This window comes from Streptomyces sp. NPDC034103, from assembly GCF_055575395.1.
Map to the genome: position 1 here is coordinate 123064 of NZ_JBVISS010000015.1, position 13126 is coordinate 136189.

14 protein-coding genes and 1 riboswitch are annotated in these 13126 nt (G+C 71.0%); of the genes, 1 reads left to right on the forward strand and 13 read right to left on the reverse strand.

The window, feature by feature from the left end; genetic code table 11:
- Nucleotides 1–74: 74 nt before the first annotated feature.
- A riboswitch (TPP riboswitch) is annotated at nt 75–180 on the reverse strand.
- 24 nt (nt 181–204) lie between these two features.
- From rlmN to rpsB, 7 genes are all read right to left on the reverse strand, one after another.
- Complete coding sequence (gene rlmN / locus ACZ56U_RS31230) at nt 205–1311, reverse strand: dual-specificity RNA methyltransferase RlmN (protein ID WP_469087306.1); 1107 nt, start codon at nt 1309–1311, stop codon at nt 205–207.
- Between the two features lie 53 nt (nt 1312–1364).
- Entirely contained in the window at nt 1365–1901 is a 537-nt protein-coding gene (locus ACZ56U_RS31235; RefSeq protein WP_469087307.1) for a hypothetical protein, read from the reverse strand.
- Between the two features lie 158 nt (nt 1902–2059).
- Complete coding sequence (locus ACZ56U_RS31240) at nt 2060–3184, reverse strand: phosphatidate cytidylyltransferase (RefSeq protein ID WP_469087308.1); 1125 nt, start codon at nt 3182–3184, stop codon at nt 2060–2062.
- Entirely contained in the window at nt 3184–3741 is a 558-nt protein-coding gene (gene frr, locus ACZ56U_RS31245; protein ID WP_391232468.1) for a ribosome recycling factor, read from the reverse strand. Before frr ends, ACZ56U_RS31240 begins: the two co-directional genes overlap by 1 nt.
- A gap of 146 nt (nt 3742–3887) precedes the next feature.
- Complete coding sequence (gene pyrH / locus ACZ56U_RS31250) at nt 3888–4646, reverse strand: UMP kinase (RefSeq protein WP_469087309.1); 759 nt, start codon at nt 4644–4646, stop codon at nt 3888–3890.
- 189 nt (nt 4647–4835) lie between these two features.
- Nucleotides 4836–5672 (reverse strand): translation elongation factor Ts, encoded by an 837-nt coding sequence (gene tsf / locus ACZ56U_RS31255; RefSeq protein WP_469087310.1) that lies wholly within the window; start codon nt 5670–5672, stop codon nt 4836–4838.
- Between the two features lie 94 nt (nt 5673–5766).
- Nucleotides 5767–6705 carry a 30S ribosomal protein S2 gene (gene rpsB, locus ACZ56U_RS31260; RefSeq protein ID WP_469087311.1) on the reverse strand — a complete coding sequence of 313 codons (939 nt, stop codon included), beginning with the start codon at nt 6703–6705 and terminating at the stop codon, nt 5767–5769.
- 252 nt (nt 6706–6957) lie between these two features.
- Here rpsB and ACZ56U_RS31265 point away from each other — a divergent pair, with 252 nt between their 5' ends.
- Entirely contained in the window at nt 6958–7524 is a 567-nt protein-coding gene (locus ACZ56U_RS31265) for a M23 family metallopeptidase (RefSeq protein WP_469087312.1), read from the forward strand.
- Between the two features lie 218 nt (nt 7525–7742).
- Here ACZ56U_RS31265 and ACZ56U_RS31270 read toward each other — a convergent pair whose 3' ends face one another.
- The 6 genes from ACZ56U_RS31270 to ACZ56U_RS31295 form a co-directional block, all read right to left on the reverse strand.
- Nucleotides 7743–8300 (reverse strand): TetR/AcrR family transcriptional regulator, encoded by a 558-nt coding sequence (locus ACZ56U_RS31270; protein WP_469087367.1) that lies wholly within the window; start codon nt 8298–8300, stop codon nt 7743–7745.
- A 93-nt stretch (nt 8301–8393) separates the two neighbouring features.
- A complete protein-coding gene (gene whiG, locus ACZ56U_RS31275; protein ID WP_469087313.1) occupies nt 8394–9230 on the reverse strand; it encodes an RNA polymerase sigma factor WhiG in 837 nt (278 codons plus the stop codon).
- A gap of 283 nt (nt 9231–9513) precedes the next feature.
- Nucleotides 9514–10677, reverse strand: a complete 1164-nt coding sequence (dprA, locus tag ACZ56U_RS31280) for a DNA-processing protein DprA (protein ID WP_469087314.1) — start codon at nt 10675–10677, stop codon at nt 9514–9516.
- Nucleotides 10674–12299 carry a YifB family Mg chelatase-like AAA ATPase gene (locus ACZ56U_RS31285; protein WP_469087315.1) on the reverse strand — a complete coding sequence of 542 codons (1626 nt, stop codon included), beginning with the start codon at nt 12297–12299 and terminating at the stop codon, nt 10674–10676. The genes dprA and ACZ56U_RS31285 overlap by 4 nt, the downstream gene beginning before the upstream one ends.
- 1 nt (nt 12300) lies before the next feature.
- Entirely contained in the window at nt 12301–12663 is a 363-nt protein-coding gene (locus ACZ56U_RS31290) for a YraN family protein (RefSeq protein ID WP_391232478.1), read from the reverse strand.
- 112 nt (nt 12664–12775) lie between these two features.
- Nucleotides 12776–13084, reverse strand: a complete 309-nt coding sequence (locus ACZ56U_RS31295) for a DUF2469 domain-containing protein (protein WP_005311352.1) — start codon at nt 13082–13084, stop codon at nt 12776–12778.
- Between the last annotated feature and the right edge of the window lie 42 nt (nt 13085–13126).

A 13126-nucleotide genomic window follows, 5' to 3' on the forward strand; every position in this document is an offset into this window, starting at 1 on the left:
TCCTCCTGGGGTGACCAGGAAGAGACGCGGCCCTGCCCGGCAGCCTCCGAAGGGCTCCGGGCAGGGCGCAACAGCTCGAGTGGTGACCGATCTCCCTACCCAGAATGACCTGGGCCAGGTTCGGAGGGTCTGCGGCCGGTGCCGCACTCTCAGCGCTGTGGCGCTCCCCTGTCGGAATATGAAGATGTACGTACCGGGATCAGGTTACCGCTCGCCGGCCGCGAGCTGGCCGCAGGCCCCGTCGATCTCCTGCCCACGGGTGTCCCGGACGGTGACGGGCACACCGTGCGCGGCGATCGCCTCGACGAACGCCTTCTCGTCCTCGGGCCGCGACGCGGTCCACTTGGAGCCCGGGGTCGGGTTCAGCGGGATCAGGTTCACATGCACGGGCTTGCCCTTGAGCAGCCGTCCGAGCCGGTCACCGCGCCAGGCCTGGTCGTTGATGTCCCGGATGAGCGCGTACTCGATGGACAGCCGACGGCCCGACTTCGCGACGTACTCGAAGCCCGCCTCCAGCACCTCGCGCACCTTCCACCGCGTGTTCACGGGGACCAGGGTGTCGCGCAGCTCGTCGTCGGGGGCGTGCAGCGAGATCGCGAGCCGGCACTTGAAGCCCTCGTCGGCGAACCGGTGGATGGCGGGCACGAGCCCCACGGTCGACACGGTGATGCCGCGCTGCGAGAGCCCGAGCCCGTCCGGCGCGGGATCGGTGAGCGCGCGGATCGACTGCGCGACCCGCTTGTAGTTGGCGAGCGGCTCGCCCATGCCCATGAAGACGATGTTGGAGAGCCGCGCGGGCCCGCCCGGCACCTCTCCGTCCCGGAGCGCCCGCATCCCGTCGACGATCTGGTGGACGATCTCGGCGGTGGACAGATTGCGGTCGAGCCCGGCCTGCCCGGTGGCGCAGAAGGGACAGTTCATGCCACAGCCCGCCTGCGAGCTGATGCACATGGTGACCCGGTCCGGGTACCGCATCAGCACGGACTCCACGAGCGTCCCGTCGAACAGCCGCCACAGCGTCTTGCGCGTGGTCCCCTGGTCGGTCGACAGATGCCGTACGACGGTCATCAGCTCGGGAAGCAGCGCCTCCTGGAGCTTGCCGCGCGCACCGGCGGGGATGTCCGTCCACTCGGCCGGGTCGTGCGCGTACCGCGCGAAGTAGTGCTGCGAGAGCTGCTTGGCACGGAACGGCTTCTCACCGATCTCGGCCACGACATCCTTGCGCTCGGCAGGAGTGAGATCGGCAAGGTGCCGCGGCGGCTTCTTGGCTCCGCGCGGGGCGACGAAAATGAGTTCTCCGGGCTTGGGCATGGTCATACCAGTGTCGCAGATCAACCGGAGTGCACCGATCGGCGTCCGCGAGGCTACCGCCACTCCCACAGGTGGGCGAAGACCGAGCCGTCGCCGCGCTCCCTGGTCCAGAAGCCCGAGGCGGGAAGGCCGGGCACGTGGACCTCGGCCTCGTGGAAGACGTAGGCGGACGGCAGGCCGGGGTACGACGGGGACGGCTGCCGGTCAGGGTCCCGCGGCCGGAGGACGCGGCCCAGCACGACTCCCGGCCCCTGGACGCCGAGCTCCTCGGCCACGCACCGCAGCGCGGCGGCGGCCGCGTCCTCGCCGCGCACGATCTTCTCGGCGGGAGGCCGGTCCCGTCGACGCACGGTGCCGTCGCTCATCAGCTGCGAGGTCTCCACGAGCTCCCGGCCGCCCTGCCGGACGCGCAGGGTGACGACGTCGACCCGGCGCAGTGGCGGATCGTCCTCCAGCGTCGTCTCGCCGGCCTCGATCTCGGCGTACAGCTGCCGGACGGACTTGGTGCCGCCGGTGCCCCATGAGGTGTGCGGGACGCCGTTCCTCTCCAGCCACTCCCGAAGCCCGCCCAGGCTTTCCGGAACCCCCATGCGCCCCCCTGCTCACCGCGCCGATGCCGTCGTCCAGCGCGATCCTTCCCGCCCCTGCCTCCGACCGCCACCTCCGGCCTGCCGCCTCCTTGCGGAAACGGCAGGAGCCCCCGCCGAAGCGGAGGCTCCTCGCAGTCATCGGGCCGGCCCGACAAGGATCAGCCGGAGCCGACGAACAGCACCAGCAGCAGCCATACGACCGGGGCCGTCGGCAGGAGCGAGTCCAGCCGGTCCATGATGCCGCCGTGCCCCGGCAGCAGCGTGCCCATGTCCTTGATGCCCAGGTCCCGCTTGATCATCGACTCGCCGAGGTCGCCCAGCGTCGCGCTGGCCGCCACCGCGAGACCCAGCAGCAGACCCTGCCACCAGATGCCGTCGTCGATCAGGAAGTGCATGCTCAGCGCACCCGCGACCATCGCGAACGACACCGCGCCGAGCAGCCCCTCACGGGTCTTGCCGGGGCTGATGCGCGGAGCGAGCTTGTGCTTGCCGAAGCGCCAGCCGACGGCGTACGCCCCGGTGTCGCTGACGACGGTCAGGACCAGGAACGTCATGACCCGGAACGCACCGTCGTCCGCGGTGAGCATCATCGCGACGAAGGTCGCCAGGAACGGCACGTAGAACGCCGCGAAGACCCCCGCGGTGACGTCCTTCAGATAGCCCTCGGGCGGCTCCGTCATCCGCCAGACCAGGACGGCCAGCGCGGTCAGCGCCATCGCCACCCAGGCGCCCTCGGCACCGCGGACGTACCCGGCGACGACCATCGCCGCACCACCGACGGCCAGCGGAACGAGGGGCGCCTTGATGCCCTTGCGCTCCTCGAGCCGGGAGGTCAGCTCCCACAGGCCGACGACGACGGCGACCGCTATCACGCCGATGAAGGCGGCCTTGACGACGAACAGCGACGCGACGATCACCGCGCCGAGCCCGACACCGACCCCTATGGCCGCACCCAGGTCCCGCCCCGCGTTCTTCTTCTGCGGCGCGGGAGCCGGCTGCGGGGCGTCGTGCATGGGCTCCGGATTCTGCGGCGCCGCCGCGCGGGGCTGCGCCGACCTGGTCTCGTCTCGGAACAAGGGGCCGCTCAGCCGAGCGGCCCCCCGGTCGTCATCCTGGTCGTCCCCGTACCGGGGTCCGTCGGGCACGATGGGCATGGGGCGAGTGTGCTGCGCCTCAGGCGCATCGTACGTGGGACCCGCCGGGGCAGCCCCCTGGACAGGCCCCTGGTCGGACGGCCCCCAGTACCCGGCTTGTGGCGGCGCCCCCCAGGAAGAGTCGTTCATCAGACCTCGAGAAGCTCCGCTTCCTTGTGCTTCAGGAGCTCGTCCACCTGAGCGACGTATTTGTGCGTCGCGTCGTCGAGCTCCTTCTCCGCACGGCGGCCCTCGTCCTCACCGATCTCGCCGTCCTTGACGAGCTTGTCGATCGCGTCCTTGGCCTTGCGGCGGACCGAGCGGATGGACACGCGCGAGTCCTCCGCCTTGCTCCTGGCGACCTTGATGTAGTCGCGGCGGCGCTCCTCGGTGAGCTCCGGGAACACCACACGGATGATGTTGCCGTCGTTGCTCGGGTTGACGCCCAGGTCCGAGTCGCGGATGGCCTGCTCGATGTTGCGCAGGGCCGTCTTGTCGAACGGGGTCACGACCGCCATGCGCGGCTCCGGCACGGAGAACGAAGCCAGCTGGTTGATCGGCGTCGGCGCGCCGTAGTAGTCGGCCACGATCTTGTTGAACATCGCCGGGTGCGCACGGCCGGTGCGGATCGCGGCGAAGTCCTCCTTGGCGACCACGACGGCCTTCTCCATCTTCTCCTCGGCCTCGAGGAGGGTCTCTTCGATCACCACTTGCTCCTGCGTGTCTTGAGTAGGCCCGGCTGCTGTTCCATGTGCGTGGGGCGGCGGCCGGCTGCGTCGCGTCTTCTTCCTGCACGGTTCCGGACCGGCAGGACATTGTCCATCCCCCGGTCAGGGACCGGGTGTGTCCCGGGTCAGTCCCGGCTGCCCTGCTCACCCACAAGCGTGCCGATCTTCTCACCCTTGACGGCGCGCGCGATATTGCCCTCCGCCAGAAGCTCGAACACCAGGATGGGGAGCTTGTTGTCGCGGCACAGCGTGATGGCGGTCATGTCGGCGACCTTGAGGTCGCGGGTGATGACCTCGCCGTAGCTGAGGGAGTCGAACTTGACGGCCTCGGGGTTGGTCTTCGGGTCGGAGTCGTAGACCCCGTCCACGCCGTTCTTGCCCATCAGCAGCGCCTCGGCGTCGATCTCCAGGGCGCGCTGGGCGGCGGTGGTGTCGGTGGAGAAGTACGGCATGCCCATACCTGCGCCGAAGATGACCACACGGCCCTTCTCCAGGTGACGCACGGCGCGCAGCGGGATGTACGGCTCGGCGACCTGGCCCATGGTGATGGCGGTCTGCACGCGCGAGTCGATGCCCTCCTTCTCCAGGAAGTCCTGGAGGGCGAGGCAGTTCATCACGGTGCCGAGCATGCCCATGTAGTCGGAGCGGGCGCGGTCCATGCCGCGCTGCTGGAGTTCGGCGCCGCGGAAGAAGTTGCCGCCGCCGATGACGACCGCGATCTCCGCTCCGTCGCGCACGACGGCCGCGATCTCGCGGGCGATCTTGTGCACCACGTCGGGGTCAACGCCGAGGCCCCCACCACCGGAGAAGGCCTCTCCGGACAGCTTCAGCAGAAACCGGCCGCGTAGTTTGCCGTCGTCGCTCTTCTGGGCCTTGGTGGTCATGGAGTTCTCGCCTCTTTCAAGGGGTCGCACATACGAAGAAGGCCATTGCCGGTGGGAACTGGCTCGCATCCCATACGCGGCAATGGCCTCCTCGTCAGATCTGCTGTCGTCCGCCGCGCGCGTGCGTGGCGGCGTACCGGACGACTGCCTACGACCCTATCGGGGTCCGGCGTCGTACGCGGTACGGACTCAGATGCCGACCTTGATACGCGTGAAGCGCTTCAGGGTGACACCGGCCTCGTCCAGAACCTTCTGGACGGACTTCTTGTTGTCCAGCGCGTACGGCTGACCGAGCAGCGTGGCGTCCTTGAAGAAGCCGTTGACGCGACCCTCGACGATCTTCGGCAGGGCCGCCTCGGGCTTGCCCTCGGCGCGGGTGGTCTCCTCGGCGACGCGGCGCTCGGACTCGACGACCTCGGCCGGCACGTCCTCCTTGGAGAGCCACTTCGGCGCGAAGGCGGCGATGTGCTGGGCGACACCCTTGGCCAGCTCGGCGTCGGCCTTGTCCAGCTCGACCAGGACACCGATCTGCGGGGGCAGGTCGGGCATGGTGCGGTGCATGTAGGAGAAGACGAAACCGTCGGCGAACTGCGCGAAGCGGTCCAGGACGATCTTCTCGCCGAGGTTGGCGTTGGCCTCGTCCACGAACGCCTGGACGGTCTTGCCGGCCTCGATCTCGGAGGCGAGCAGGGCCTCGATGTCGGCCGGGGAGGTCTTGGCGACGTGCTCGGCGATCGCGGTGGCGACGGCCTGGAACTTCTCGCCCTTGGCGACGAAGTCCGTCTCGCACTTCAGCTCGACCAGGACACCGGAGGTGTTGTCGTCGGCGATCAGGGAGACCACGGCGCCGTTCTCGGCGGAGCGGCCCTCGCGCTTGGCGACGCCCTTCTGGCCCTTGATCCGGAGCGCCTCGACGGCCTTGTCGACGTTGCCCTCGGCCTCGTCCAGCGCCTTCTTGCAGTCCATCATGCCGGCGCCGGTGAGCTCACGGAGCTTCTTGACGTCGGCGGCGGTGTAGTTCGCCATGATTCTTGAAGTCTCTCTCGAAGTCTGAGGATCTACGGGCCAACGGCGGGGGCTGTGGGGCCCCCGCCGTCAGAACACCCGAAGGGGTGAGGGGTCAGGCCTGCTCGGCCTCGGCGGCCGGAGCCTCGGTGGCGTCGGCCTCGACCGCGGGGGCCTCGTCGGCGGCCGGAGCCTCGGCGGCGGGCGCCTCAGCCTCAGCGTCAGCGGCGGAAGCCTCGGCAGCAGGGGCCTCGGCGGCGGCCGGGGCCTCGTCGGCCTTCTTCTCGCCCTCGAGCAGGTCGCGCTCCCACTCGGCGAGCGGCTCGTTCGCGGCCTTCTCACCCTTGTCGCCGGTGGCGACGCCGGAACGGGACATGAGGCCCTCGGCGACGGCGTCGGCGATCACGCGGGTGAGCAGGGTGACGGAGCGGATCGCGTCGTCGTTGCCCGGGATCTTGTAGTCGACCTCGTCGGGGTCGCAGTTGGTGTCGAGGATGGCGACGACCGGGATGTTGAGCTTCCGGGCCTCGCCGACCGCGATGTGCTCCTTCTTGGTGTCCACGATCCAGACGGCGCTGGGCACCTTGGACATCTCGCGGATACCACCGAGGGTCTTCTCCAGCTTGGCCTTCTCACGCGAGAGGACCAGGAGCTCCTTCTTCGTCAGACCCGAGGCGGCGACGTCCTCGAAGTCGATGAGCTCGAGCTCCTTGAGGCGCTGCAGACGCTTGTAGACGGTGGAGAAGTTGGTGAGCATGCCGCCCAGCCAGCGCTGGTTGACGTAGGGCATGCCGACGCGGGTGGCCTGCTCGGCGATGGCCTCCTGCGCCTGCTTCTTCGTGCCGACGAACATGACCGTGCCGCCGTGGGCGACGGTCTCCTTGACGAACTCGTAGGCGCGGTCGATGTACGACAGCGACTGGAGCAGGTCGATGATGTAGATGCCGTTGCGCTCCGTGAAGATGAAGCGCTTCATCTTCGGGTTCCAACGACGGGTCTGGTGACCGAAGTGGACGCCGCTTTCCAGCAGCTCCCGCATCGTGACGACGGCCATGGCCGTTCTCCTTGTTTTTCTCGGTTATGTACCTGACGCCCACATGCGCCGTGCCACGAAGGACCGAGGGGCGCTGACAGGGACGGGTCGTTGCCGACCGCCGTGTCGGGGCGTGCGAAGTCGACCCGGTGACCCGGATCGCCAGAAGAAGTGTACGGGACCCGCGGGGCACCGGGTGACGCCGCTGTCCACAACCGGGGTCCGGTCCACAGGTCCCGGCCATGATCGGCACGCGTGCGGGACGGTTCGGGCATGCGAGCGAAGCGAATCGTGTGCACGTTGCTGCTGGGACTGGCGCTGCCGGTGCTGACCCCGGGCCCGGTGGCAGGCGACCCTGCTCCACCACCACCGGTGGCACCGCACCCCTCGGTCCCGGCCATCGGCCGCGCCTGGCCGGTGGGGACGCGCCCGGCGGTCCTCCGCGCCTGGGAACCCCCGGCGACGGCCTACAGCCGCGGTCACCGAGGCGTGGACCTCGCGGCGACTGTGGGCACACCCGTGCGAGCGGTGGCCTCGGGCCGGGTCGCCTTCGCGGGCCGGGTGGCGGGAAAGGGGGTGGTCTCGGTGGACCTGACGGGCACGGACCTGCGGACGACGTACGAACCGGTGACGGCGACGGTGGAGAAGGGCGCCCAGGTGGCGGCCGGCGAGGTGATCGGCACGGTGGAACCGACGGGCTCCCACTGCACGGCCCCGTGCGTGCACTGGGGCTTGCGGAGCGGCGCCACCTACCTGGACCCACTGTCCCTGCTGCCACCGTGGCTGCTGCGCCGGGGCCCGTCGAGACTGCTACCGGTACTCGGCGTGCCTCTGCCCTAGCCGGGCGCTCGGCGGAGACCGTACCGGCCGACGGCACCGCCCCCTGCCCTGGCTGCGGGCGCCGCACCGGCCGAGACAGCCACCGCCCCTCGGCGTCTACCTGCCCCAGCCGCAGGCAGAGGTTCGCCAACACGGGAGCCGCTCCCACCCCCACCGAGGCCGACGCCCAGCAGACGCGCGGCAAGCAACACCGCTCGCCTCAGCCGCCCCCGCGGGCCTCAGCCCCGCACGCCCCGCAGCGCCATGGTCACCGCGGCCTCGGTGATCGCCGGAGGATCCTCCGCCGCCCCCAGCTCGATCCTCCGCACAGCCGCGTCCACCACGCCCTGGAGCAGCATCGCGGCGAGCCGGGGCTCCGTGTGCCCCATCTCCGCCAGCGCCTCGACGATCATCGCGACCAGGCCTCCGTGCGCGGCGCGGATCTTCTCCCGGGCCCCGGCGTCGAGCTCACTCGCGGAAATGGCGACGACGGCCCGGTGCCGCCGGTCCCCTACCAGGGCGAGCTGTCGCCGCACATACGCCTCGACCTTGGCCTCGGGCCCGTCCGCCGCGGCCATCGCCGCCGAGACCTCCGCGGCCCAGACCGGGAAGTCGACCTCGCACAGCTCCTCGACGACCGCGGCCCGGGACCGGAAGTACTCGTACACGGACGACCGCGCCAGCCCCGTCCGCTCGGCGAGAGCCGGGAACGTCAGCGCCTCCGTCCCACCCTCGGACAGCAATGACCGGGCCGCGTCCAGCAGGGCGGCTCGCTGCATCGACCGGTGCTCGGCCACGGAGGCCGCTCGAATCCTTGGCACGTCGTCCACTTTACGGACGGACCGTCCCCGACGGGAGGCACTCACGCCGACGAAGGTCATCCGGCCAGGTCAGCGACCGAAGGCGGCCAGTTTCGCCCGCAATTGCAGCACCGACTTGGTGTGGATCTGGCTCACCCGGCTCTCGGTGACCCCGAGGACGTTCCCGATCTCGGCGAGGGTGAGGCCCTCGTAGTAGTAGAGCGTGACCACGGTCTTCTCCCGCTCGGGCAGGGTGTTGATCGCCCGGGCCAGGAACCGCCGCAGCTCCCTGTCCTCGGCCACCTCGACGGGGTTGTCGGCGGCGGTGTCCTCCAGCGTGTCCATCAGGCTCAGCCGGTCGCCCTCGCCCCCGACGTGCAGCAGCTCCTCCAGCGCCACCACGTTGGCCAGCGACAACTGGCTGAAGACCGCGTGGAGTTCGTCCACCGCGACCCCCATCTCGCTGGCCACCTCGAGCTCGCTCGGTGTCCTGCGCAGCCGCGCCTCCAGCGTCGCGTACGCCCGCTCGACGTTGCGCGCCTTCTGCCGCACCGAGCGCGGGATCCAGTCCAGCGCCCGGAGCTCGTCGATCATCGCACCCCGGATCCGGGTGATCGCGTACGTCTCGAACTTGATCTCCCGGTCGATGTCGAACTTCTCGATCGCGTCGATGAGCCCGAAGACCCCCGAGGAGACGAAGTCGGCCTGCTCCACATTGGGCGGCAGACCGACGCTCACCCGGCCCGCCACGTACTTCACCAACGGTGAGTAGTGCAGGATCAGCTGCTCCCGCAGCCGCTCGTCGCCCGTCGCCTTGTAGGAACGCCACAGTTCGTCGAGCGTCGAGGGAGCGGGCGGCCGCACGCTACCGTCGCGGGCGGCTGGGGGGATCGCCGCCCGGTCGGACCCGGAGGTGTGCTGGGGCATTCGTCGCCTTGTGCCGTTCTGCCGTGAAGTGGGGCTGCCTGGGGGAGCTGTCTGTCTGGTGTCGAGTTCGATGCCGAGGTGCCGGTCTGTGCCGGAATCCCCGTGAGCGTAGCGTGACTGGAGTGTCGCAGTGCGCGAAGGACGGGCCCGGGAGCGTGCGCAGATACGTTCCGTTGACCGCCCCACCGAGTCGCGGCGATAGCTCTGTGTGACCGCGCCCCTCGGTCAACTGCGGGAAACCCCAAGGCTTTCGGGGTTCCCTCGGACGGCCGAACACGCTCGGTCAACACCGACGTCCACCGTCCCGGACGGAGATCATCGCCTGGCGTGTCAACTTCCAGCCGTCGCCGTGTCGTTCGACGTAACCAAGTGCTCGGAGTTCGTACAGTCTCGCGATCGCGTCGTCCACCGTCGTCTGCGCGCCCCGCCCGACCTCGGCGGCGGTCGCCGCCCGGCGTGACGGCAGCGCGGCCACGACCCGCCGGGCGTCCGGCGCGAGCAGGTCGCGCGGCAGGACGGGCCCCCGCCGGTCCGGGGCGAGCTCCCCCATGTCACCGACCAGCTCCACGACTTCCTCGGCGTCGGTGACGAGCACGGCCTCCCCGCGCAGCAGTTCATGGACCCCGGCGGAGAGCCCGCTGGTCGCGGGTCCGGGCACGCCCATGGTGTGCCGACCGAGCCGCTGCGCCGCCCTCGCGGTGACCAGCGACCCGCTCCGACAGGCCGCCTCCACGACCACGGTTCCCCTGGTCAGCGCGGCGATCACCCGGTTCCGCAGCACGAACCTGCTCGGCGTCGGATGATCCCCCGGCGGCAACTCCCCGATCACCAGCCCCTGTTCCGCGATCCGGTTGATCAACTCGGTGTGTCCCTGCGGATAGGGCCGGTCCACCCCGCAGGCCAGCACGGCGACGGTCGCCCCGCCGGCGCCGAGGGCACCGCGGTGGGCGGCCCCGTCGACGCCGTAGGCCCCGCCGGACACCACGACCCAGCCCCGCTCGGCGAGACCGCCGGCGAGCGTGGCCGCCATGTGGGCGCCGTACTCGGTGCAGGCACGGGCGCCGACCACGGCGACCGACCGGAGCGCCCACATCCGCAGACTGGGCGCCCCGCGCACCCACAGCCCGAGCGGCCGCGCGTCCCCGAGGTCGTCGAGCTGACCGGGCCACTCGGCGTCCCCGGGGCACACGAACCGCACCCCCGCACGCCGCGCGGCCTCGAGATCCGCCCGCGGCTCGGCCCGTTCGGCCCGCGCGAGCAGCCCCGCCCACCGCTTCCCGCTCACCCCGGCCGGTCCGGCCTCGCGCCCTTCCCGCAGCCACCGGGCCACCTCCCCCGCCCCGGCCTCCCGCACCCACCGCCCGGCGACCTCGTCACCGGGCTCGATGACACGGGTGAGCAGGACGCGGGCGAGGAGTTCGTGCTCCGGGTCCTGATCGGCGTTCACGTCAGCGCCCCGAGGGCCATCGGCACGCCCCTGGGGACCCCGGTGCGCAGTTGCAGCGCGAGGGCGACGTCGGTCGCGTCGGGGCGGTCGTGCCCGACCAGGTCGGCGACGGTCCAGGCGACCCGCAGGACACGGTCGAGGCCCCGGGCCGTCAGGACACCACGTTCGAGACCGCGCTCGGCGTCGTCCATCGCGCCCGGTAGCGGGTGCCAGCGGCTGCGCAGCTCGCGTCCCGGCACGTCGCTGTTGGTCCGCCACGGAGTGCCGGTGAGGCGCGCCGCCGCCCGCGCCCTGGCGGCCCGCACCCGGTCGGCCACCACCGCGGTCGACTCGCCCCGGGCTCCGCGCCCCGCGAGCTGGGCCCGCGTGACGCGGTCCACCTCGACCCGCAGGTCGACGCGGTCGAGCAGCGGCCCGGAGAGCCGGGCCTGGTAGCGGCGGATCACCGAGGGCGGGCACTCGCAGAAGTCGTCGGTCTGCGAGAAGCGTCCGCACGGGCACGGATTGGCGGCGAGCAGCATCAGGAACTTCGCCGGGAACCGCACGACACCGGCACTGCGCGCGATCACGACGTGCCCCGCCTCCAGGGGCTGCCGCAGTGCGTCGAGTGCCCGGCTGCTGAACTCGGGGGTCTCGTCGAGGAAGAGGACTCCTCGGTGGGACAGCGACACCGCGCCCGGCCGGGCGAAGCCGGGGCCGCCGCCGACGAGCGCCTGCATGGTGGCCGAGTGGTGCGGGGCGCAGTAGGGCGCGACGTCGATGAGCGGTTTGCCGGGTGGCAGCAGACCGGCCACCGAGTGCACGGCGGTGACCTCGAGCGACTCCTCGCGGGTCAGCGGGGGCAGGACGCCGGGCAGCCGTTCCGCGAGCATCGTCTTGCCGGCGCCGGGCGGCCCTTCCAGGAACAGGTGGTGGCCGCCGGCCGCCGCGACCTCCACCGCCGTCCGCGCGGAGAGCTGGCCCACCACGTCGGACAGGTCGTGGCCCTGGTCGTGCTGCGCGGCGCCCATGCTGTGCGTGCCGGTGGCCGCGCCGGCCCCCGGTACCCGCAGCCCGGCCAGAAGCGGGTCGGGGCGGCCGGGTTCGTGCGGCTCCTCGTCGGGGACGGGCTCGTCCGCGAGGACCGCGATCAGCTGGCGCAGGCTGCGCACGCCGAGCACGGAGACGCCCGGCACCAGCGAGGCCTCGGCGGCGGCGCACTCCGGCACCACGACCTGCTCGTAACCGGCGTCCGCGGCGGCCAGCACGGCCGGGAGGATGCCCCGGACCGGGCGCACCCGCCCGTCCAGACCCAGCTCACCGATCATCATGATGTCGGCGAGCACCCGCGGATCGATCCGCTCCGAGGCACCGAGCACCGCGCACGCGATGGCGAGATCGAATCCCGACCCTGCTTTTGGCACCGACGCCGGGCTGAGCCCCACCGTCAGCTTCTTCTGGGGCCACTCACCGCCCGAGTTGACGACCGCCGCCCGAACCCGGTCCTTGCTCTCCGTCAGGCTCTTGTCCGGCAGCCCCACCAGCGTGAACGCCGCCACGCCGGGCTCCAGGTCCGCCTGGACCTCCACCACCACGCCCTCGACGCCCACCAGCGCCACCGAGCACGTACGAGCGAACCCCATCTCAGGCCACCCCCCGCGCGTGCTCGACGACGGGTGCGCCGCGGCTCGGCAGAACCACACCGACGAGGTCGATGCGGACGCCGCCCGGTGGCGCTCCTCCGTGGGCGTGGATCCAGCACGCGGCGAGGCCCCGCAGCCGCTCGGCCTTCTCGGGGGTCACCGCGGCCATCGGGTGCTCGAAGGCACCCGTCCGCCGGGTCTTCACCTCGCAGACGACCAGGACGTCCCCGTCCCGCGCCACGATGTCGATCTCGCCCGTCCTGCCACAGCGCCAGTTGCGCTCCAGGACGGTCATCCCGGCCGCCGCCAGCCGCCGCGCGGCCAGCGTCTCGCCGTACTTGCCGAGGGCACTTCGTGCGTTCATGTCGGCACCACCTCCGGCACCAACCGTCACGCGAACCGGCCCACCAAGTTGATCTTGGTGGGCTACTCGGCGGTTGTGGACAACTCCGTCACCCGAGGGGCGACGGCGGGAATCAGCTGCCCGGAAGCTCCAGGTCGCTCTTGTTGAGCTCCTCGATGTTCACGTCCTTGAACGTCAACACGCGCACCTGCTTCACGAACCGCGCCGGCCGGTACATGTCCCACACCCACGCGTCGGCCATCGACACCTCGAAGAAAACCTCACCCTGGACCGAGTGCACCTGCATCTCGTAGTCGTTGGTGAGGTAGAAGCGCCGCTCGGTCTCGATCACGTACTTGAACAGTCCGACGACATCGCGGTACTCGCGATAGAGCTTGAGCTCCATCTCGGTCTCGTACTTCTCGAGGTCCTCGGCGCTCATGGCATGTTCCCCTTCAGCCGTGCGGTCCCACCATTGTGCGCC

Coding starts and splice junctions, on each gene's coding strand:
- rlmN (WP_469087306.1), bottom strand. CDS start 1,311: ATGCCCAAGCCCGGAGAACTCATTTTCGTCGCCCCGCGCGGAGCCAAG.
- ACZ56U_RS31235 (WP_469087307.1), bottom strand. CDS start 1,901: ATGGGGGTTCCGGAAAGCCTGGGCGGGCTTCGGGAGTGGCTGGAGAGG.
- ACZ56U_RS31240 (WP_469087308.1), bottom strand. CDS start 3,184: ATGAACGACTCTTCCTGGGGGGCGCCGCCACAAGCCGGGTACTGGGGG.
- pyrH (WP_469087309.1), bottom strand. CDS start 4,646: ATGACCACCAAGGCCCAGAAGAGCGACGACGGCAAACTACGCGGCCGG.
- tsf (WP_469087310.1), bottom strand. CDS start 5,672: ATGGCGAACTACACCGCCGCCGACGTCAAGAAGCTCCGTGAGCTCACC.
- rpsB (WP_469087311.1), bottom strand. CDS start 6,705: ATGGCCGTCGTCACGATGCGGGAGCTGCTGGAAAGCGGCGTCCACTTC.
- ACZ56U_RS31265 (WP_469087312.1), top strand. CDS start 6,958: ATGCGAGCGAAGCGAATCGTGTGCACGTTGCTGCTGGGACTGGCGCTG.
- whiG (WP_469087313.1), bottom strand. CDS start 9,230: ATGCCCCAGCACACCTCCGGGTCCGACCGGGCGGCGATCCCCCCAGCC.
- ACZ56U_RS31285 (WP_469087315.1), bottom strand. CDS start 12,299: ATGGGGTTCGCTCGTACGTGCTCGGTGGCGCTGGTGGGCGTCGAGGGC.
- ACZ56U_RS31290 (WP_391232478.1), bottom strand. CDS start 12,663: ATGAACGCACGAAGTGCCCTCGGCAAGTACGGCGAGACGCTGGCCGCG.
- ACZ56U_RS31295 (WP_005311352.1), bottom strand. CDS start 13,084: ATGAGCGCCGAGGACCTCGAGAAGTACGAGACCGAGATGGAGCTCAAG.